This window comes from Micromonospora sp. NPDC050276, from assembly GCF_044459545.1.
Taxonomy (GTDB): Bacteria; Actinomycetota; Actinomycetes; order Mycobacteriales; family Micromonosporaceae; genus Micromonospora.
This window is the reverse complement of sequence record NZ_JBITJA010000004.1, coordinates 280,941-300,806: the sequence shown is the minus strand read 5'-3', so window position 1 is coordinate 300,806 and position 19,866 is coordinate 280,941. Positions and strand designations below refer to the sequence as shown.

Sequence of the window (19,866 nt, the reverse complement as noted above, 5' to 3'; positions counted from 1 at the left end):
CCCATGCCCGAAGCATTGCCGGTTGCCACGATCCGCACCCAGGTCACGGTGCCGCTGGCGTTTCCGGACGGCTACACCACGACCGTGCGGGTGTTCACGTTCAAGGGCCTGGTGGACGGTCGAGAGCACCTGGCCCTCGGCCTCGGCGACTGGGCGGGTGCGCTGGATCGGCTCGCCGCCGGGGGAGAAGCCCCACTGGTCCGTCCGCACAGCGAATGCCTGACCGGCGACGTGTTCGGCAGCCAACGCTGTGACTGCGGGCCGCAGCTGCGCGAGGCGGTGCAGCGGATCGCCGAGACCGGCGGTTTCCTGCTCTACCTCCGCCAGGAGGGTCGTGGCATCGGCCTGTACGCCAAACTCGACGCGTACGCGCTGCAGGACGCCGGGTTGGACACCTACCAGGCCAACGTCGCGCTGGGCCGGGGCGAGGACGAGCGGGACTACACCGCCGCCGCGCAGATGCTGGCCACGCTGGGTGTGCCACGCATCCGACTGCTGAGCAGCAACCCGGACAAGGCCGAACAGTTGACCCGGCTGGGCGTGGACGTCGCCGAACGCGTGCTCACCAGCGTCTTTCTCTCGCCGGCCAACGCCGACTACCTGGCGGCCAAGGCGGCCAAGGCGGCGGAGATCGAGGCAGCCGAGGCGATGGATGTGCTCGCAGGTCGTACTCCCGAGTGGCCTGGCCCCCGATGAGCTGCCCGCCGGAGACGACGCGGCCGTACGTGCTGCTGAGTTGCGCCACCTCCATCGACGGGTACATCGACGACGCCACCGAGCAGCGGTTGCTGCTGTCCAATGACGACGACCTGGACCGCGTCGACGCGGTTCGGGCCGGCTGCGACGCGATCCTGGTCGGTGCCGCCACCGTCCGCCGCGACGACCCTCGGCTGCTGGTGCGTTCCCCGAGCCGCCGCGCCGAGCGGGTGGCGGCCGGTCGGCCCGCCTCGCCCACCAAGGTCACCCTGACCGCCCGCGGTGACCTCGACCCGACCGCCCGCTTCTTCACCGCCGGTGATTCGGTCCGGCTCGTCTACTGCGCCTCGGGCGCGCTGGAGAAGACCCGGGAGCGGGTCGGCCACCTGGCCACCGTGATCGACGCGGGTGAGCCCGTCGACCCGGGGTGGCTGCTGACCGACCTGGCCGCGCGGGGCGTCCAGCGGTTGATGGTGGAGGGCGGCGGGACGGTGCACGCCCAGTTCCTCGCCGCCGGTCTCGCCGACGAGTTGCACCTGGTGGTCGCCCCGTTCTTCGTCGGTGACGGTCGGGCGCCCCGGTTCGTCGGGGAGGGTCGTTTCCCCTGGCACCCGGGCCGCCGCGCGCGCCTGGCCGAGGCCCGCCAGATCGGCGACGTGGTTTTGCTCCGCTACGCGCTCTCCACCCGCTGCCCCGCCAACTCATGATCACCCCGTTTGGGAGGCTGGGCGGGTGGGTTAATTTGTGGACGGTGGGGGTCGCGTTCCGACAGGATTCCCGGATGTCCGTAGCACCTCTTGCCCTCTTGCGCTGGCAGTTCGACCTGACCTGGTCGCTGTTCGAGTACCACCTTGAGCGACTCGATCCTGCGGACTTCCTCTGGGAGCCGGCGACCCACTGCTGGTCGGTGCGGCAGGGCACCGACGGCACCTGGACCCCGGACTGGGCCGACACCGAACCCGACCCGGTCCCGGTGCCGACGATCGGCTGGCTCACCTGGCACGTCGGCTGGTGGTGGACCGTGGCGATGGATCATCTCCGGGGTGGATCAGCGCGGCAGCGCACGGCGGTTGTCTGGCCGGGCGCGGGCGAACCGAGTGTCGCCTGGCTGCGTGGCCTGCGTACCGAATGGCTGGGTCTTCTCGACCAGCTCAGCGACCGCGACCTCGACCGCATCGCGACGTTCCCCTGGCCGGACGAGACCGACCACACCGTCACGCACACGATCGGTTGGGTCAACTCCGAGCTGATGAAGAACGTCGCGGAGATCGGTCAGCTCCGACTGCTCCGCGCCGCACGGACCGAACGGGACGGCCCGGCCGCTCGACCCTAGGCCAACGCGAGGAAGGTGCCGGGTCAGTGGCCGGGTGGTCGCACCGACAGGTCGTGGTGGAAGACGTTGCGGGGGTCCCAGCGGGCCTTGACCTGTTGCAGCCGTCGGTAGTTGGGCCCGAAGTAGACCTCCGACCACCGTCGGGTCGCGGTGGTGAGGTCGACGTCGGGATAGTTGATGTAGGCGCCGTCCGGCGGGACGCCGCCGGTGTCGGCGTACATGTCCCGGTAGAACTCGCGGATCCAGGCCAGGTGCCGGGGGTCCGCGGCCGGATCGCCCCAGCCGGCGAGGTAGAACAGCAGCATGGACGCGTCCCGGTGGACGGCGGCGGTGGCGGTGGGTCGCACGGCGTTAATCGCCCCGCCGTAGGTGTTGAGGCTCAGCGAGCCGGCGGGCAGGTCACCGTCGCGGGTCAGGTGGCGGTAGGCCACGTGCAACTGCCGCTCGGTCAGGGGCGCACGATGAAAGGCCGACTTGACCTTCAACCGCCAGCCCTTGCCGTCGTCGCTGTCGCCGCCGAGGGTCGCGGCCAGCCAGGGCAGCGTCTCCGACGCGACGGTCGGGGTGACGTCGACGCCGTCGCCGAGCGCCCCGACGAGGTCGTCGAGCAGGTGTCGACTGCCGTGCGGGACCTGACCAGCGAGGGTGTGACCGCCGGCCTGCGGGCGGGACAGGATCAGCTCGGCGTACAGGTGGCTGCCCCGGGAGTCGGGTGCGCTGTTGCGGGCACACCAGCGGCCGAAGTTGCCGGCGAGCAGGCGAAAGCCCGTCTCGTCCAGGTCGGCCCAGGGCCAGCTGACGGTGAAGTCGAGCACCCGCGCGGGTGGTGTGGGGAGCGAGCGGAACCAGTAGCGCGTGACGACGCCGAAGGTGCCCCCGCCGCCACCGGTGTGCGCCCACCACAGGTCGCGGTGCGGGTCCGTCGGCTCCCGGGTGGCGAGCACCGCACGGGCGGTACCACCGCGGTCGACCACGACCACCTCCACCGCGTACAGGTGGTCGACCACGAGTCCGTGCCGGCGGGAAAGCCGACCGTAGCCGCCACCCGCGATGTGACCGCCGACGCCGACTCCCGGGCAGGATCCACCGGGGAGGGTCAGCCCCCACCCCAGAAAGAGCCTGCGGTACGTCTCGCCGAGGGTGGCGCCCGCCTCGACCGCGAAACCGAACCGTCGGGGGTCGTGGTAGACCTGGGTCAACCCGGACAGGTCGATCACCATCCGGACCGCGGGGTCGTCCACGAATCCCTCGAAGCAGTGCCCACCGCCGCGAACCGCCACCCGCCGGCCGGTGCGGACGGCGTCCTGGACGGCCGCGACGACCTGGTCGGTCGAGCCCACCACCCGCACCTCGTCCGGCGTGCCCACGAACCGTTGGTTGCCACGGCGGACCAGGTCCGGGTACCGGGGGTCGTTCGGCCGCACGCGGACCGGGCCGAGTGGGGGCGCGCCGGTCCCCGGTGGTGCGGCGGCGGAGACCGGTGACGGATAGAGGACGGCTGCGGAGGCGACTGCGCCGCCGCGAAGCACATCTCTGCGACTGGGCGGATTCATGCCCTCGATGCTGTCGCCGACGGGCAGGCGGCGTGCAGTAGTTTCGTCACACGATGTGCCGTGATGAAAGTGGAGGCAGCCCTGCTCAGCGTCCGGTGCGTCGAGTGCGCGGCGGAGTTACCTGCCGGCTCCGGCCGGGGGCGCCCGCGCCGCTACTGCTCACGGCGCTGCCAGGCCCGTGCGTACCGCAGGCGTCGCGAGCACGGCCCCGGCGCGGCACCGCGCCGCGTCCCCGACCTGCCCGCGCCCACCGGCGGCGACCCGCGCGACCGGCTGGTCGCCGTCGCGGTCGAATTGGCGGACTCCGGGGGTCTGGACGCCGTCTCCATGCGGGTCCTCGCCCAGCGCGCCGGCATGCCCGCGCACGCCGTGTACCGGCACGTGCGCAACCGGGCCGACCTCCTCGGCGCAATGGCCGAGCAGATCACCTCCACCCGCGCGCCCGGCACCGCGCCACTGTCGGGTGAGCCGCGTCAACGGCTCGAACGGCTGGCCGGGGACGAGTGGGCGATGTACCGCCGCCACCCCTGGCTGCTGGCCGTCCTCGCCACCGACCGGCCGCCGACGGGGCCGGCGGTCCTCGCCATGGTCGACCGGGTCGTGGCGGCGTTCACCAGCGCCGGGTACGACCCCGCCGAGGCGTTCCGCGCCTACCTGGCGCTCAGCGGCTACATCCAGGGCATGGCCCTGCTCATTTCGCGCGATCCCGCCGACAGCACCTACCACGCCTGGTGGTCGGCGACCCGCAACCGGTTGGAGCGGACCGGCCGTACCCGGGAACGACAGTGGCTGGCCGCGGCCGGCCAGACCCGGCCCGACACCGACCTCGACACCTGGTTCCAGTTCGGCCTGCGCGGGCTGCTCGACGGCCTGTTGGGGTGGCCCGCTCGGTAAGGTGGCCAGCGTGCCGCGACTGGTGACAATCACCCAGGACAATGTGGAGGCCGCGTGCCGGTTGAGCGTGCGGCCCGACCAGGAGAAGTTCTCGTCGCCGGTTGCCTGGTCCCTCGCCGAGGCGTACGCGCAGCCCGAGATCGCGTGGCCGCGTCTGATCGTCGAGGATGACGAGATCGTCGGCTTCCTGATGGGCTTCTTCGACATCGTGTGGGACCCGGCCCACCCGGACGACCTGCGCTCGGGCCTGTGGCGGTTGAACATCGCCGCCGAGCACCAGGGCCGGGGGTACGGCCGCTTCGCGGTGCAGGCCGTCCGCGACGAGGCCCGTCGACGCGGGCACGACCGGATCTACACGACGTGGAAGCCGGGGCCGGACGGCCCGGAGCGGTTCTACCTGAAGCTCGGCTTCCAGCTGACCGGGGAGACCAGCGAGGACGAGGTGGTGGGCGTCCACTCCACCCACTGACCGGACGCCACCGACCACCCCGGACCGAGTGATCAGCAGTGCGGCGGGGCCTGCGTACGATGCGGGGTCGAGTTCCCCTCGTCGCGGCGGAGGTACCGGGCAATGGCAGGCCAGCACGAGGGTTTCGCCCTCGGCGTCGACCTCGGCACGTCGAACACCGTCGCGGTGCTGCGCTGGCCGGACGGGCGGACCCGCCCGCTGCTGATGGACGGTCAACCGCTCAGTCCGTCCGCCGTCTACGCCGACCCGGACGGCACCCTGCACACCGGCTGGGACGCCCGCCGGTTGGCGCAAGCCGACCCGGCCCGGTTCGAGCCGAACCCGAAGCGTCGGGTGGACGAGCCGACCGTGCGGCTCGGCGACCGCGCGTACCCGCCGGCCGACCTGCTCGCCGCGGTGCTGGCGGCGGTCGCACGGGCCGCGGTGGGGGCGGTGGGTTTCCTGCCACCGGCGGTGGTCACCTGCCCGGCGGCCTGGGACGCGACGCGGCGGCAGGTCCTCGCCGAAGCGCTGCTGCGCGCGGGCTGGCCGCAGGCGGCCGAGCACACCCTCGCCGGGCCGACGCCGCCGGGCACCCGGCTGCTGCGGGAGCCGGTGGCCGCCGCCCGCTACTACACGCAGGTGCTGCACCGTCCGGTGCCGGTCGGCGGGACGATCGCGGTGTTCGACTTCGGTGGCGGGACGCTCGACGTCGCGGTGCTGCGCAACGAGGGCGCGGACCCCTGGGGTGACTCCGGCTTCAGCGTGGTCGCCGACGGTGGCCTGCCCGACCTGGGCGGCCTGGACCTCGACGCCGCGCTGGTGCGCCGGGTCGGCGAGTTGGTCGGTGAGCGGCACGCCGCGCAGTGGGCCCGGCTCACCCGACCGGCGGATCCGGCGCAGCGCCGCGACCAGCTCCGGCTCTGGGACGAGGTACGAGGTGCGAAGGAGACCCTGTCCCGGTCTGCGGTCGCCCCGGTCGCGGTGCCGGGAGTCGCCGAGACGATCCAGTTGACCCGGGCGGACGTCGAGCGGGTGGCCACACCGCTGCTGCGCCGGGCGGTGCAGCAAACCCGGGAGGTCATCGCCGTCGCCGGCCGTACGCCTGATCAGCTCGCCGGGCTGTTCCTCGTGGGCGGGTCGTCACGGATCCCGCTGGTGGCCCGCATGCTGCACGCCGAGCTGGGGATCGCGCCGACGGTGCTGGACCAGCCGGAGTTACCGGTGGCCGAGGGTGCCCTGACCGACCTGCCGCTGCGCAAACCGCTGTCCGCCCCGGCGTATGCGGGACCGCCACTCGTACCGCCCGCGCCGAGGCCCGTCCGCGCGGCGGCAGGCGCGACCCGCTGGCGGCGGGCGCGCTGGATGGTGCTCGGTGCGGTGCTCGCCCTGGTCGGGATGGCCACCGCGGCGACGCTCTACCTGACCCGGGACCGCTACCCGGATCTGGAGTTCGCATCGCTGCACGAGCTGTCCCGGCCGTCGGCCGGCGCCGAACGGCCGGTCGACATGTGGACGGCGGTGCTCGACGACCGGGCCTACCTCGCGTTCCCACTGCCGGACGACCGGCTGGAAGTGGTGGCCGTCGACGCCAGCACCGGTGACGAGCTATGGCGCAAGCCGACCGACGTGCGGGCCGACAAGTGGGAGGCGATCATCGCTGTCCCCGGGGCGGTCGCGGTCCTCGCCGACCCACCGGGCGGCAGCAACCCCCGACCACTGGCCGTCCTCGACGGTCGTACCGGCGAGCAGCGTTGGCAGCGCGTTCTGCGTGGTGACGACGTCTACTTCGCCGACGACACGGCGGTGCTGGTGGATCGGGCTGCGGACGAGCTGGTCGGCCTGCGCCTGACCGACGGCTCGCCGAAGTGGACCCAGCCCAATCCCCGCGACCAGTACGCCGGGGGCCGTACCGTGGTCCGGCCGGTCGGCACCGACGCGGCGGCGGGCGGGCCGGCCTTCCTCGACGGCACGCCCCGCAACCCGTGGACGAGCAAGGGGCGGCGACTCGTCCAGGTGGGTGCGGACCGGTCGGTGCGGCTGCTCGACATGGCAACCGGCGCGGTGCTGCGCCAGTGGGGCAGCGTCGCCGATCTCGACGACCTGGTGGTCGCCCACGAGGACCGCCTGTACGTGGCCGCCAACGAGGGGGGTTACCAGTTGCTGGCCTACGACCTCGGTTCCGACGCCGAGCCGGTGGTGCTGCACCGGTCCGGGAACGACGAGTACCGCCCGTCGGAGCTGGTGGCCTGCGGTGCGCGCCGGGCCTGCCTGTTGCAGGTGCCGGACCATAATGTCGAGCGCACCGAGGTGGTGGCGGCCACCGAGGGTGAGCGGGCGATCCAGTGGTCGGCGCCGGGCGTGACCGACCTGGTCCCGTTGGGTGAGCAGGTGCTCGCCCAGCGGGAGTCCCCGGAGCCGACCGTCACCGTCTTCGACGCCGCCGGCAAGCCGGTGCTGCGGGATCGGGGCGGGGTGGCGGTCCGCCTGGACGAGGGCAACCTGCTGGTGTTCGCCAAGACGCCCAGCGTGGTCGCGGACAACCGGGTGCTGGCCGGGGTGTGGGCCGAGTCCGGCGAGGTCGACGAGTTGGGCGAGCTGAAGGATGTGCGCAGCTCGTCCTGCTCGTGGAACACCCACGTCATCGCCTGCGGTGCCGAGAAGGACTTCGTGCTGTACCGCTTCACCGACGACTGACGATCCGCGATCTTGCGGGCAGGGGCGGCGGGTCAAGCTCGGGTGATCGTTGTGTTGTCGACCCTGATGGGGATCTCCGTCAGGCCGTTCGTGGCGGGGCCGCCCTGGCGGGAGCCGTCGCTGACCGCGAAGGTGGAGTTGTGCGCGGGGCAGGTGATCACGCCGTCGCGGGGCACGCCGACGCGTACGCCCTGGTGTGGGCAGGTCGCGTCGTACGCCTTGAACGTGCCGGCCTCCGGTTGGACGACCAGCACGCCGCCGGTCACCGTGCCCCCGCCTACCGGTACGTCAGCGGTGCTGGCCAGCACGCTGCCGGGCGTCGCGGCCGCCTGACCGGCTGGGCTGTCACCGGCGCCGCAGGCGCTCAGCAGACCGGCGGCGCCGACCGCGCCGGCCCCGGTCAGCAGGGCACGCCGGCTCAGGCACCAGCGGTTGTCGCGGAGGAACTCCTGCCCGTCGTACACCTCGTCACCTCTTTCGTCGCGGCCCCGGACCGCGGCGTCCGGTGGCTCGCCCGACCAGCCTGCCCCATGTGCCTGAACGCGCCATGCGACCGCGCTGAACGATCGCTGGGTGCGGTCGGTGGGGGGAGAGGCCGGCTCGTACGATGCTCCGGTGAATCTTCGAGGTACGGTCCGCCCCGATCGTCCGCTGGTGGTGCTCGCCGTCGGGGAGGAGGCCCGCTACCTGCCGCCCGAGCTGCCGGTCCTGCTGACCGGCATGGGCAAGGTGAACGCCGCCAGCGCGGTGGCCGCGGTGCTGGCCGCCGGACCGCGCCCCGCCCTGCTGCTCAACCTGGGTACGGCCGGCGCGTTGCGCCCCGGGTTGGCCGGCATCCACGAGGTCGCCACCGTGCTCCAGCACGACCTGGACACCGACCTGCTGCGCACGCTCACCGGCGAGACGTACGGGGCGCCGCTGGCGTTGGCCGCCGAGGGCGCGGTGCTGGCCACCGGCGACACGTTCGTGGCCGACGACGAGCAGCGGGACCGGTTGGCGCAGCGCGCCGACCTGGTCGACATGGAGGGGTACGCGGTGGCGTGGGCCGCCGCGCAGGCTGGCGTGCCGTGTCGGTTGGTCAAGCAGGTCAGCGACGAGGCCGGCGACGGCGCGGCCCGGACCTGGCAGGAGTCGGTGGACGCGTGCGCCCGGGATCTCGCCGAGTGGGCCGGACGACACCTCGCCTGAGGGTCAGTCGTCGTCGGTTCGCCGCACGTCCAGCCCCGGCGTGGTCTCCCGGTCGGTGCCGGGGGGGACCAGGACGTGACCGGCCAGCCCGAGCGCCACGACGGCGGTGACCAGCAGTGGTGGCCAGCCGCCGGCCCACGGCAGCACCAGCAGTGGCGTGAGCTGCCAGGCCACTCGCCGCCATGTCACGGCCCAGGACACCAGCAGAACGAACAGGACGCGGCCGAACACGAACAGCGCCGGGCCGCCGATGATCAGCACGAGCCACCGCGCCGGCGTCGTTCCGGTCGGATGTTCGACGACCATCTCGAACGAGGCCGCCGTGGCGACCACACCAGCCAGTAGCACCAGATGGGTGTACGGAGCCAGCCGCGCCGGCCGACCCCTGTTGGACCCGGCAGCCCGCAACAACTCGCTGGCGTGGAAGGCGTAGACCTGCCAGAGCAGCAGCATGGTGGCGAACGCGCAGAGCAGGGCGGCGACCCGGAAAGAGTCGAGCCCGCTCCGGCTGACCTGCAGGGTCGGTAACAGGATGATGTCGCCGAGGGCCAGGATGAGGAACTGCTGGTACCTCTCGCCCAGGTGCTCGGTGATCTGCGTGTACTGGGCGATGGGCACCTGGCCCAGCCGGGGCGTGGGGTAGCGGGCCGCCGAAGCGACCAGGTCGATCGTGATGGCGGCGGTCCAGAACCCCCAGTTCGGGGTGCCCATCAGCGCACCGGCGATCCAGAAGAAGCCGGACACCGTGAACCAGAAGAGGAACCGGGTGGCCCGCTCCCTGGCCGTCTGGTGCCCCTGCCGGCGCAGGGCGGCGACCAGGATGATGCAGCGAATCAGGTGCGTGCCGACGTACGAGATCACGAAGAGCAGCAGGTGCGAGATGGTGACCATCGGCAGCGCTACCGCCATCCCCACCGAACCGACCATGGCGATCATCAGGATGGCCTGGATCGGGCGCTGCTGCGGGTCGTAGAACTCGGTAGTGATCGCGGTGAGCGACCAGGTCCACCAGATGGCTGTCAGCATCAGCAGCACCTTGGCGCCGCCGGACCAGGAGTGCTCTTCGGTCAACAGTGCCGACGTCAGCGCGAGGGCGGCCACGAAGACCACGTCGAAGAGCAACTCCAGCAGCGTGGCCCGGGTCGACCCCTCCATCCGGCGTACCAGCGCCGAGGTGCCTCCGGTGGTCATGGCCGGCCTCCCGCTGTGTCTCCGAGGATTATCGGTGGCAGCGGCGCGGCCCGTCCCCGGATCGACGATTCCCGCCGGTCGGGGAAGAGGACGGCCGGAGGTTGTCACGGCATCGGACGCCGGGCGATGCTTAACTGCATCCATCAATCTCGATCTCTTCGGAGGTTCGGATGCGCCGCTCGCCGCTGGTCCTCAGCCTGACCATCCTGCTGCTCGTCGCGCCCGGCGCGGCGCAGGCCGCCGTCCCCGACCGGGCCGCCGGGCCCGCCGCCGATCCGGCGGCCGTGCTGGCCGGGGTACGCACCCCGGGCACCGCCTGGGGCCTCGACCCCGCCACCGGCCGGATGACCCTCACCGTCGACGACACCGTGGCCCGCATCGAACTGACCGCACTGCGGGCGGTGGCCGACCGGGCCGGCGTGCTGCTGCGCCGCGAACCCGGAACGCTGCGCCCCCTGATCGCCGGCGGGCAGGGCATCTACGGCGCCGGCGCGCGCTGCTCGCTCGGCGCGAACGCGCGCAGCGGCAGCACCTACTACGTGATCACCGCCGGGCACTGCACCACCGCCGCCACCACCTGGTACACCGACAGTGCCCAGACCACCGTGCTCGGCACCCGCACCGCTACCAGCTACCCCACCAACGACTACGGGTTGATCCGCTACACCGGCCCGATCGCCCATCCGAGCGCGGTCTACACCTATCCCGGCCTGCTGACCATCAACGGCCCCGGCAACGCGTACATCGGTCAGGCGGTGTGCCGCAGTGGGAGCACCACCGGGGTGCGCTGCGGCACCGTCACCGGCCTCAACCAGACCGTCAACTACGCCACCGGCGTGATCTACGGCCTGATCCGCACCAACATCTGCGCCGAACCGGGGGACAGCGGCGGGCCGCTCTACGTGGCCTCCACCGGCACCATCCTCGGCATCCTCTCCGGCGGCACCGGCAACTGCACGGCCGGCGGCACCACCTACTACCAGCCGATCGCGGAGGTGTTGGCCGCGTATGGGCTGACGCTGCCCTGACCGGCGGGACACCGGGTTGCCCGCCCCGCGCGGGACACCTAGGCTCGTCGGCGCCCCAGCACCCCCACCGCGAGGACGTGTGCCCGATGCCGACCGACCCGCGACCCGACCCGACGAGTGTCCCGGCCGGCATCCCGCCGATCGAGGTGGTCGCGGTGGGGGAGACGATGGTGGTGCTCTGCCCCGCGCCGGGTGAGTCGCTGGAGCAGGCCGAACGGGTCGCCATCTCGGTCGGCGGTGCCGAGTCCAACGTGGCCGGTTACCTGGCCCGACTGGGGCACGAGGTGACCTGGGTGAGCCGCGTCGGCGACGACCCCTTCGGTCGGGCCGTGGTCCGGCACGTCGCAGCCCCCGGCGTCGGTGTCGACCAGGTGCGCGTGGACCCGGCCGCCCCCACCGGCCTGTACGTCAAGGACCCGGGCCCGGAGGGGACCGCCGTGCACTACTACCGGGCCGGGTCGGCGGCGGCCCGGATGGACCCCGCCACGCTGGCCGACCCGGGGCTGGTCGGCGCCCGGGTGCTGCACCTGTCCGGGATCACCCCGGCGCTGTCGCCCTCCTGCCGGGCGCTGGTCGAGCACGCCGTGACCGACCGGCCGCTGGCGGGGGCGCTGGTCAGCTTCGACGTCAACCACCGGGCCCGACTGTGGCCCGCTGCGCAGGCCGCGCCGGTGCTGCGCGACCTCGCCAACCGCTGCGACCTCGTCTTCGTCGGGCAGGACGAGGCGGAGACCCTGTGGGGCGTCACCGACCCGACGTCCGTACGCGAGCTGTTACCGGAGCCGGCGACGGTGGTGGTCAAGGACGGCGCGGTGGGTGCCACCGCACTGGACCGCGACGCCGAACCGGTCTTCGTGCCGGCCCCTCGGGTGACGGTGGTGGAGCCGGTCGGTGCCGGAGACGCGTTCGCCGCCGGTTACCTGGCCGGGCTGCTGCGCGGCCTCGACTCCGTACGACGGTTGCGCCTCGGCCACCTCGTCGCCGCGCAGGCGTTGGCCAGTAGCGGCGACAACGCCCCGGTGCCGCCGTGGGCCTGGTTCGAGAAGCTGATCGACGCCCCCGCCGACGCCTGGTCACCGCTCGACCTGACCGACCCGGGGGCGACGACCTGAGTCGGGCCGGCGGGTTCCGATCCGGCCACCAGCAACAGTTTCACCGCGATCTCGGATGGAGTGCACCATGACCACACCGGACTTCGACCACATCTTCGGCGGCGCCCGGGTGATGGCGATCCTGCGCGGCCTGCCGGTCGACGAAACCGTTCGGCTCGCCGAGCGTGCCTGGGACCTCGGCATCGACGTGGTGGAGGTTCCGGTGGCCACCGCCGACGCGGTGCCGGCGCTGCGGGCCGCCGTCGAGGCGGGGGCCGAACGCGACCGGATCGTCGGTGCCGGCACCGTGCTCGACGTCGAACAGGTCGCCGCAGCGGCCGACGCGGGCGCCCGGTTCACCGTCGCGCCCGGCCTGGACCTCGCGGTCGCCGACGCCGCCGCGGCGCGTGGTCTGCCGCACCTGCCCGGCGTGGCCACCCCCACCGAGGCGCAGCAGGCGCTGCGGCACGGCCTCACCTGGCTCAAGGCATTCCCCGCGATCTCCCTCGGGCCGGCCTGGTTCAAGGCCGTGGCCGGCCCGCTGCCACAGTTGCGCTTCGTCGCGACCGGCGGTCTGGACGCCAGCAACGCGGGCGCGTTCCTCCAGGCAGGCGTACGCGTGGTGGCGGTGGGCTCAGCCCTCTCCGACCCCACCCAACTCGACGCCCTGGCCGACCTGACCCGCCCCACCCCCTAACTCGGAGATAGACCTACTTCCTCCCGATTAGGGCCGCTTCGCGCAGCGGAGCGACAGGGACTAACCCACCCACCCCACGCCCTCCCCCCGCCCCTCTGCCCCCCGCCCCCATCCTCCGCCGTCGATCTTGCACTTCCTGTCCCGACAAAAGTCGCGGATCCGGATGCATCGGCATCCGTAAGTGCAAGATCGGCGGGCGGGAGGGAGGGCGGGCGGGAGGGAGGGGCGGGGAGGGCGGGTGGGGCGTAGGCGGGGGGTGGGGTGGCGGGTTTGTGCCATGGCGTAAGTGCGTCGGGGGTGCGGAGTGTGGTTGGGGTGGGCTTTGCGTCGATGCTGTGCTGCGTACCACTTCTCGACACAAAGAGGTCATCGTGGCTTTGTCCCACCGGCGCCGCCGATCCGGGCTGATCGCCCTCGGCGCCGCCCTCACCCTGGCGGCCGGGTTCACCCCACCCGGTGCGGGCGCGGCCGCCGCCCCGCCGAACAGCCCCGACCGCTCGGCGGGCCAACCCCCGGCCGCCGCCGGACGTGCGTCCACCGTCACCCTGATCACCGGTGACACGGTCACGGTCACCACCGCGGCCGACGGGAGTACGGTGTCGACCGTGCGCCGGCCGGACGGCAGCACCCCGAGCTTCCACCGCACCGTGCGCGACGGCGACACCTACGTCTACCCGGACGCGGCGCTGTCCTATGTCACCAGCGGTCTGCTGGACCGGCAACTGTTCAACGTCACCGACCTCATCGCCGACGGCTACGACGACGCGCACACCGACGTGCTTCCGCTGATCGTCACGATGACCGACGCGGCGGCTCGCAACCGCACCCGCCCGGCGGTGGACGGCGCCCAGCTGGTCCGACCGTTGGACAGCGTGCAGGGCGCGGCGCTGACCCGTCAGCGTGCCACCGCCGAGCGGTTCTGGACCGCGCTCACCGCCGGCTCGAGCCGCCGGACGGGCGACGCCCCGACCCTGGCCAACGGCATCGCCAAGGTCTGGTTGGACGGCCGGGTGCACGCCGACCTGGCCGAGTCCACCGCGCAGATCGGCGCGCCGAAGCTGTGGGCCGAGGGCAACACCGCCGCCGGTGTCGACGTCGCGGTGCTCGACTCGGGGGCGGACGAGGAGCATCCGGACCTCGCCGGGCAGATCGCCGCGTCGAGCAGCTTCGTGCCCGAAGAGCCCGACATCCTCGACTACAAGGGGCATGGCACGCACGTCGCCTCGACGATCGCCGGCACAGGCGCCGCGTCCGGTGGTGCCGAGCGGGGTGTTGCCCCCGGCGCCCGGCTGCACATCGGCAAGGTGCTCAACAGCGAGGGCAGCGGGCAGGACTCCTGGATCATCGCCGGCATGGAGTGGGCGACCCGCGAGCAGAAGGCCCGGGTGGTCAGCATGAGCCTGGGTGGCGAGTCCACCGACGGCAGTGACCCGATGAGCCAGGCGGTCGACCGGCTCAGCGCCGAGACCGGCGCCCTCTTCGTGATCGCCGCCGGCAACGGCGGCCCGGCCAGCATCGGTAGCCCGGGGGCCGCCAACTCCGCGCTCACCGTGGGCGCTGTCGACGCCACCGATCACCTGGCCGACTTCTCGAGCCAGGGCCCGCGGGCCGGCGACGGCGGGCTCAAGCCCGAGATCACCGCGCCCGGCGTGGACATCCTGGCCGCCCGCTCCCACCTGGTGCGTGGCGGCTCCGGTGACTACACGCTGATGAGCGGCACGTCGATGGCCACCCCGCACGTGGCCGGCACGGCCGCGCTGGTCGCCGCCGCGCACCCCGACTGGACCGGTCAGCGCATCAAGGAGGCGCTGGTCAGCACGGTCAAGGCCACCCCTGAGTACACCCCGTACCAGGCGGGGGCTGGCCGGGTCGACGCCGTCGCCGCCGCGCACGCCACCGTCTTCGCCACCCCGAGCGCCTACTCCGGTTTCCAGGCGTGGCCGCAGCAGCCGGGCATGACCGTCGACCGGACCGTCACCTACACCAACGTCGGCGGCGCGCCGGTCGCCCTGAAACTGGCCCTCGACGCGGCCAGCGCGCCGGCCGGCCTCTTCGCCCTCTCCGCCGACCGGGTCACCGTGCCGGCGGGCGGCACCGCCACCGTGACGGTGACCGCGGCGTACGACAAGCTGCCGGTGGAGAAGCAGGTCAGCGGCATGATCGTCGCCACCGATGACGCCGGTGCGGTGCGTGGTCGCACCCTGATCGGTGCCGCCAAGGAGGGCCAGCGGCAGAACCTGACCATGGTCGCCAAGGACCGGGACGGCAAGCCGCTCGTCGGCAAGGTCATCCTCACCGCCGACGGCCTGTTCACCGCCGTGGACCTGCCCGAGAGTGGCACCGCGACGCTGCGGCTGCCGGTGGCGAGCTGGAACGGCTGGATCTCCGCGGATGTGCGTGGAACGCACGGGCCGCACTCCAAGGGCATGGCGATGCTCAGCTTCACCGACGTCCACCTGGACCGGGACCGGACCGTCACCTTGGACGCCCGGGCCGCCCGGCAGGTGCAGGCCAAGGTGCCGCAGGAGGCCACCGCCACGTCGCTGCGGATGGACATCCACCGGTCCTTCGGGGCCAGCCTCACCGAGAGTCAGGTGCTGCCCGACGACTCGTACGACAGCATGTGGGCGTTGCCGACGAGCCGTGCGGTCACCGACGGCGAGTTCGAGTTCGGCGCCCGGTGGCGGCTGGAGCAGCCGGCGCTGACCGTCTCGACGGGCGACCGGTCGTACGACGATCTGCTGGTGAAGCGGGCGACCCCGGCGCTGCCGGCGGGTCGTCGCCAGCTGGACGCGGTCTACGTCGCCGACGCCTCGGCGGCGGCGCTGACCAAGCGGCCGGTCCGGGACCGGGCCGTGGTGGTGCGGCGCAGTGACAGCGTGGACATCGCCGCCCAGGCGCAGGCCGCCGCGGCGGCCGGGGCGAAGCTGCTGCTCGTGGTCAACGACGGCGTCGGTCGGCTCCAGCCGTGGGACGAGTATGTGTGGGGCCCGGAGAGCCCGGCCCCGGTGACCGTCGCGACCCTCACGGCCGACGAGGGCGCGCAGCTCATCGCCGCGGTGGAGCGCGGCCCGGTGCGGCTGTCGGTCGAGTCGCACCCGGAGACCACCTACCTGTACGACGTGGCGCACCACTGGACCGGCACGGTGCCCGCCGACCCCACCTACCGGCCCACGAAGCGGCAGCTGGCCCGGGTCGACGTGGAGTTCCGCAACTACCGGCAGGGCAAGGCGCTGGAGTTCCGCACCGACATCTGGCGCGGCTGGGCGTCGAGCAACCAGGAGTCGGCCCCGGCGCAGGGCCGGCGAACCGACTGGGTGAGCGCCGACCAGCGGTGGATCGACGACGCGTTCATCGCCGGTGAGACCGGTCAGCACCTGCAGGCGGTGACCACGTACCCGGCGGGCAAGCCGAGCAGCGTCACCTGGTTCGGGCCGATCCAACGCCCCCGGATGGGTGGGAGTTACGTGCCGGTCCGGTACCTGGACACCGTCTACCTTCCCGCACCCGGGTGGGGCGACGGGGGCGGGCACATCGGTGAGGCGTACGCCAACTTCGACATGGTCAACCGGACCACCCTCTACCAGGGGGACAAGGAGCTGAACTGGGGCAACGCCGAGTACCTCCAGGTTTCCGGCCTGGCGGAGCAGCGGTTGCCGTACCGGCTGGTGGTGGAGAACGACCGGGCGGCCTGGACCAACCCGTACTCCCGGCAGACCCGCACCGAGTGGGGCTTCAGCTCGGCGGCCACGGGGGAGGAGTCGTCGGAGGTGCTGCCGATGATCCAGCTGGACTACCACCTGGACATCGACCGCGAGGGCAGGGCGTCGCGGCGCGCGCCACTCACCGTGGTCGCCTCCCAGCTGCCCGGTGTCACGACGTCGGTCGGCGCGGTGACCGTCGAGGTGTCCTACGACGACGGCAAGACCTGGCAGAAGCAGCGGCTGGCCCGGCACGGCGACGGTTGGCGTACCTCGCTCGCCGCACCGGCGAAGGCCAGCTTCGTGAGCCTGCGCACCACCGCACGGGACACCGCCGGCAACACGGTGAGCCAGCGCATCAACCGGGCGTTCGGCCTGCGCTGACGCCACCGTGGCCGGCCGCCGTTCGGGGTGCCTCGGGCATCCCGGCGGCGGCCGGCTCGCGTCAGTCCCGTTCCTCGGTCAGCTGCTCCCAGTCCGTGATCACCGGAAGCAGCTGTCCGGCCAGCCAGGCGGGGCTCTGGTCGTCGTGGTGCGGGTCGCCGGGCACCCCGCAGGCGCCCAGCGGGACCACCCAGCGGCTGTCCTCCCGTCGCGCCAGGTCCCAGACGAAACGCGCCGCCGGCCCCCGGAAGCACCGGTGGGTGACCCCGGGCACGCTGGAGGTGGCCAGCACGCAGTCGTGGTCACCGTCGAGTCGGGGGCCGGGGCCGGCGTCCGGGTCGGGTAGGGCCCGCCACGGCGTCAGCCGGTGCAGGTCCCCCCAGGGCACCTGCCCGGCCGTCGCGTCGGCGACCTCCTCGGCCGCCGCGCCGACCAGCGCGGCGATGTCCACACCGGGCAGTCCGGTCGCGCCGAGCAGGTGCTCCAGCGCGTAGCCGACGCGTGGCGTCAGCGCCAGCCAGGGCGCGAACACCTCGGGGTACGCGGGCGGCTCGTCCAGCGCGGCCAGCGCCGGGTGGGCGGCGATCCGGCGTACGACGGCGGCCCGCAGGATGGCGAAGGCCGCCGCGTCCGTGCTGTCGGCGGCCATCCGGCGATCCCAGCTCAGCAGCTGTTCGCGCAGCGCGGAGGCGGCCGGGCCGAGCCCCGTCGACTCGGCCAGCACCGCCAGCAGCGGCCCGGCCGCGGCCAGGTACGTGTCGGTGTGCACGGTGGCCATCTCGTCGGCCGTCCAGCCCGACCCGGCGTCGAGCAGCTCGGCGATGCGGTGCGCCCGGTGCGGTGGGGCGAACTCCACCCCGAGCGGCGCCGCCAGTCCGCGCTCGTTGGCCATCACCGCCCGACCGGTCACCTCGGCGCGCGGCATCGGCGCGTACCAGCCCTGCCAGGCGTGCGCGGCGTCCCACCCGGGGACCACCCGTCGGCCGTTGTCCGGGTGCCGCACCGGCACCGCCCCGGCGACCCGGTGCAGCAGTCCTCCGGCGGTGTCCGCCGCCTGCACCACGTTGACCGGTTCCACCCAGTGCCGCAGCGCGTGGTCCACATCGGCCACGGTGCGGGCGCGCAGGAGCTCCGGCAGGGTCGCGAAGCCGAGGTCGCCACGGACCCGGGGTGGGTAGCGCAGGCTGAGCGCCGTGTCGTCGTCCGGCCCTCCGGCGATCACCGGACCGCGGTCGGTCTCCACCACCTCGATCTCGACCGGGTCCGCCCCGGCCACCTCGATCGTCTCGACGTGGCGGTGCGCCGGCCGCCAGCCGTCCGGACCGAGCGCCTGCACCCGGGGGCCGTCGCGGCGCAGCCGCTCGGCGTACACGTCCTGGTAGTCGGCCATCGCGTTGGTGATCGCCCAGGCCACCGCGCCGGTGTGCCCGAAGTGCGCGATGCCCGGCACTCCCGGCACCGCCAGGCCGACCACGTCGTACTCCGGGCAGGCCAGCCGGATCTGCTGGTAGACGCCGGGATCCTCGATGAACCGGTGCGGGTCGCCGGCGAGCAGCGCGGCCCCGGTGCCGGTGCGCTCGGCGGCGAGCAGCCACCCGTTGCTGCCGGCGACGGCCGGGCCGTCGGTGGCGAACGCCTCGACCGCGTCCGGGCCGAGTCGCTGTGCCACGTGCTCGCGCCAGAGCTTGCCGGGGAAGCCCGCGAACAGGATGTGGTGGCCCAGCCAGACCGCGAGCGGCGTCCACGGCTCCCACCGGCCCGGGCGCAGCCCGGTGGCGGTGAACTCCGGCGACCGGGCCGCCCCGGCGGCGAGAGCGGCGTTGACCCCGTCCACGTAGGCACCCACCCATTCGGCGGTCGCCGGGTCGAGCGCGGCGTGGCAGCGGCGGGCGGTGTCGTCGAGCCGGACCTGCCGGACGAGCCGGTCCCAGCCGAGCGCGTCGGGACCGAGGAACGCCGCGCTGGTGCCTCGGGCGCGATGCCGTTCCACCTCGATCTGCCAGGCCCGGTCGTACGCGGTCACCCGGCCCTGCGCCGCCGCCAGCGCGAGCGGGTCGTCGGCCCGCAGGTGCGGCACCCCCCACGGGTCCCGGAAACGCTGGGCGGTGCCGGTTGGCTCGCTGCGCTTACTCACACCGGCTCCGGGGCCAGGGTGGTGGCGCGGCGTCGGGCGGCGGGGACGACCAGCGGGGTGCCGGTCTCCGGGTCGTCGATCACCCGGCAGGGCAGCCCGAACACCTCCGCCACCAGGTCGGCGGTGACCACCGACGCCGGCTCCCCGGCGGCCACCACCCGGCCGTCGCGCATGGCGATCAGGTGGGTGGCGTAGCGGGCCGCGTGGTTCAGGTCGTGCAGCACCGCGACCAGCGTCCGGCCCTGCTCCTCGTGCAGCCGCGCGCACAGGTCCAGGATTTCGATCTGGTGGGCGATGTCGAGGTACGTGGTCGGCTCGTCGAGCAGCAGCAGGGGCGTCTGCTGGGCCAGCGCCATGGCGATCCAGACCCGCTGCCGCTGCCCGCCGGACAGCTCGTCCACCGGCCGATCGGCGAGGTCGTCGACGCCGGTTGCGGCCATCGACTCCTCGACCACCCGCTCGTCCTCGCGCGACCACTGCCGCAGCAGCCCCTGGTGCGGGTAGCGGCCCCGGGCGACCAGCTCGGCGACGCTGATGCCGTCCGGTGCGATCGACGACTGCGGCAGCAGGCCGAGCGTACGGGCCACCTTGCGGGCTGGCTGGTCGTGGATGTCCCGTCCGTCCAGCAGCACCGCGCCGATGCTGGGGCGCAGCATCCGCGACAGCGCACGCAACAGCGTCGACTTGCCACACGCGTTCGGGCCGATGATCACGGTGAACGAGTTGTCGGGCACCGCCACGGTCAGGTTCTCGGCGATGGTGCGCTGATCGTAGGCGAGGGTCAGCGCGGTGCCGCCGAGCCGGGAATCGCCGGGTCGCATGGGTGCTCCT

At 73.3% G+C, this 19,866-nt stretch carries 16 protein-coding genes; 11 read left to right on the top strand and 5 right to left on the bottom strand.

Annotated elements, in window-relative coordinates; genetic code table 11:
- Window positions 1-3: 3 nt before the first annotated feature.
- The 3 genes from ribA (at window position 4) to ACIBF8_RS10280 (ending at window position 2,029) form a co-directional block, all read left to right on the top strand.
- Entirely contained in the window at window positions 4-696 is a 693-nt protein-coding gene (ribA, locus tag ACIBF8_RS10290; RefSeq protein WP_396782149.1) for a GTP cyclohydrolase II, read from the top strand.
- Window positions 693-1,403 carry a RibD family protein gene (locus ACIBF8_RS10285; protein ID WP_396782147.1) on the top strand — a complete coding sequence of 237 codons (711 nt, stop codon included), beginning with the start codon at window positions 693-695 and terminating at the stop codon, window positions 1,401-1,403. Before ribA ends, ACIBF8_RS10285 begins: the two co-directional genes overlap by 4 nt.
- A 74-nt stretch (window positions 1,404-1,477) precedes the next feature.
- A complete protein-coding gene (locus ACIBF8_RS10280; RefSeq protein ID WP_396782146.1) occupies window positions 1,478-2,029 on the top strand; it encodes a DinB family protein in 552 nt (183 codons plus the stop codon).
- Between the two features lie 23 nt (window positions 2,030-2,052).
- Here ACIBF8_RS10280 and ACIBF8_RS10275 read toward each other — a convergent pair whose 3' ends face one another.
- Window positions 2,053-3,582, bottom strand: a complete 1,530-nt coding sequence (locus ACIBF8_RS10275; protein WP_396782145.1) for an FAD-binding oxidoreductase — start codon at window positions 3,580-3,582, stop codon at window positions 2,053-2,055.
- A 63-nt stretch (window positions 3,583-3,645) separates the two neighbouring features.
- On the opposite strand from ACIBF8_RS10275, the gene ACIBF8_RS10270 reads away from it, so the two are divergent.
- The 3 genes from ACIBF8_RS10270 to ACIBF8_RS10260 all read left to right on the top strand — a co-directional run bounded on the left by ACIBF8_RS10270 (window position 3,646) and on the right by ACIBF8_RS10260 (window position 7,621).
- Window positions 3,646-4,476, top strand: coding sequence for a TetR/AcrR family transcriptional regulator (locus tag ACIBF8_RS10270; protein ID WP_396782143.1), 831 nt, complete (start codon window positions 3,646-3,648; stop codon window positions 4,474-4,476).
- A 10-nt stretch (window positions 4,477-4,486) separates the two neighbouring features.
- Window positions 4,487-4,945, top strand: coding sequence for a GNAT family N-acetyltransferase (locus ACIBF8_RS10265; RefSeq protein ID WP_396782141.1), 459 nt, complete (start codon window positions 4,487-4,489; stop codon window positions 4,943-4,945).
- Window positions 4,946-5,047: 102 nt separating this feature from the next.
- Window positions 5,048-7,621: an Hsp70 family protein gene (locus ACIBF8_RS10260; RefSeq protein ID WP_396782140.1), complete on the top strand. Its 2,574-nt coding sequence runs from the start codon at window positions 5,048-5,050 to the stop codon at window positions 7,619-7,621.
- Between the two features lie 32 nt (window positions 7,622-7,653).
- On the opposite strand, the gene ACIBF8_RS10255 is transcribed toward ACIBF8_RS10260, so the two are convergent.
- On the bottom strand, window positions 7,654-8,085 hold the full coding sequence (locus ACIBF8_RS10255) for a Rieske (2Fe-2S) protein (RefSeq protein ID WP_396782138.1): 432 nt from the start codon (window positions 8,083-8,085) through the stop codon (window positions 7,654-7,656).
- 151 nt (window positions 8,086-8,236) lie between these two features.
- On the opposite strand from ACIBF8_RS10255, the gene ACIBF8_RS10250 reads away from it, so the two are divergent.
- Window positions 8,237-8,809 carry a nucleosidase gene (locus ACIBF8_RS10250; RefSeq protein WP_396782137.1) on the top strand — a complete coding sequence of 191 codons (573 nt, stop codon included), beginning with the start codon at window positions 8,237-8,239 and terminating at the stop codon, window positions 8,807-8,809.
- Between the two features lie 3 nt (window positions 8,810-8,812).
- On the opposite strand, the gene ACIBF8_RS10245 is transcribed toward ACIBF8_RS10250, so the two are convergent.
- The gene (locus ACIBF8_RS10245) at window positions 8,813-10,000 is read right to left on the bottom strand and encodes a low temperature requirement protein A (RefSeq protein ID WP_396782136.1); all 1,188 of its coding nucleotides are present in this window, start codon (window positions 9,998-10,000) and stop codon (window positions 8,813-8,815) included.
- A gap of 170 nt (window positions 10,001-10,170) precedes the next feature.
- Here ACIBF8_RS10245 and ACIBF8_RS10240 point away from each other — a divergent pair, with 170 nt between their 5' ends.
- From ACIBF8_RS10240 to ACIBF8_RS10225, 4 genes are all read left to right on the top strand, one after another.
- Window positions 10,171-11,028: a S1 family peptidase gene (locus tag ACIBF8_RS10240; protein ID WP_396782135.1), complete on the top strand. Its 858-nt coding sequence runs from the start codon at window positions 10,171-10,173 to the stop codon at window positions 11,026-11,028.
- 86 nt (window positions 11,029-11,114) lie between these two features.
- Window positions 11,115-12,140, top strand: a complete 1,026-nt coding sequence (locus ACIBF8_RS10235) for a sugar kinase (RefSeq protein WP_396782133.1) — start codon at window positions 11,115-11,117, stop codon at window positions 12,138-12,140.
- 67 nt (window positions 12,141-12,207) lie between these two features.
- Entirely contained in the window at window positions 12,208-12,816 is a 609-nt protein-coding gene (locus ACIBF8_RS10230; RefSeq protein WP_396782132.1) for a bifunctional 4-hydroxy-2-oxoglutarate aldolase/2-dehydro-3-deoxy-phosphogluconate aldolase, read from the top strand.
- Window positions 12,817-13,187: 371 nt separating this feature from the next.
- Window positions 13,188-16,901: a S8 family serine peptidase gene (locus tag ACIBF8_RS10225; protein ID WP_396782130.1), complete on the top strand. Its 3,714-nt coding sequence runs from the start codon at window positions 13,188-13,190 to the stop codon at window positions 16,899-16,901.
- Between the two features lie 61 nt (window positions 16,902-16,962).
- On the opposite strand, the gene ACIBF8_RS10220 is transcribed toward ACIBF8_RS10225, so the two are convergent.
- Together ACIBF8_RS10220 and ACIBF8_RS10215 are read right to left on the bottom strand one after the other, a co-directional pair.
- Window positions 16,963-19,035 carry a penicillin acylase family protein gene (locus ACIBF8_RS10220; RefSeq protein ID WP_396782128.1) on the bottom strand — a complete coding sequence of 691 codons (2,073 nt, stop codon included), beginning with the start codon at window positions 19,033-19,035 and terminating at the stop codon, window positions 16,963-16,965.
- Window positions 19,032-19,856 (bottom strand): ABC transporter ATP-binding protein, encoded by an 825-nt coding sequence (locus tag ACIBF8_RS10215; protein ID WP_396782126.1) that lies wholly within the window; start codon window positions 19,854-19,856, stop codon window positions 19,032-19,034. The genes ACIBF8_RS10220 and ACIBF8_RS10215 overlap by 4 nt, the downstream gene beginning before the upstream one ends.
- Window positions 19,857-19,866 lie beyond the last annotated feature (10 nt).

Bases quoted from the DNA above. Each gene is read 5' to 3' on its own strand.
- ACIBF8_RS10235 (WP_396782133.1), top strand. From the start codon at position 11,115: ATGCCGACCGACCCGCGACCCGACCCGACGAGTGTCCCGGCCGGCATC.
- ACIBF8_RS10215 (WP_396782126.1), bottom strand. From the start codon at position 19,856: ATGCGACCCGGCGATTCCCGGCTCGGCGGCACCGCGCTGACCCTCGCC.
- ribA (WP_396782149.1), top strand. From the start codon at position 4: ATGCCCGAAGCATTGCCGGTTGCCACGATCCGCACCCAGGTCACGGTG.
- ACIBF8_RS10230 (WP_396782132.1), top strand. From the start codon at position 12,208: ATGACCACACCGGACTTCGACCACATCTTCGGCGGCGCCCGGGTGATG.
- ACIBF8_RS10285 (WP_396782147.1), top strand. From the start codon at position 693: ATGAGCTGCCCGCCGGAGACGACGCGGCCGTACGTGCTGCTGAGTTGC.
- ACIBF8_RS10280 (WP_396782146.1), top strand. From the start codon at position 1,478: ATGTCCGTAGCACCTCTTGCCCTCTTGCGCTGGCAGTTCGACCTGACC.
- ACIBF8_RS10245 (WP_396782136.1), bottom strand. From the start codon at position 10,000: ATGACCACCGGAGGCACCTCGGCGCTGGTACGCCGGATGGAGGGGTCG.
- ACIBF8_RS10260 (WP_396782140.1), top strand. From the start codon at position 5,048: ATGGCAGGCCAGCACGAGGGTTTCGCCCTCGGCGTCGACCTCGGCACG.
- ACIBF8_RS10270 (WP_396782143.1), top strand. From the start codon at position 3,646: ATGAAAGTGGAGGCAGCCCTGCTCAGCGTCCGGTGCGTCGAGTGCGCG.
- ACIBF8_RS10240 (WP_396782135.1), top strand. From the start codon at position 10,171: ATGCGCCGCTCGCCGCTGGTCCTCAGCCTGACCATCCTGCTGCTCGTC.
- ACIBF8_RS10275 (WP_396782145.1), bottom strand. From the start codon at position 3,582: ATGAATCCGCCCAGTCGCAGAGATGTGCTTCGCGGCGGCGCAGTCGCC.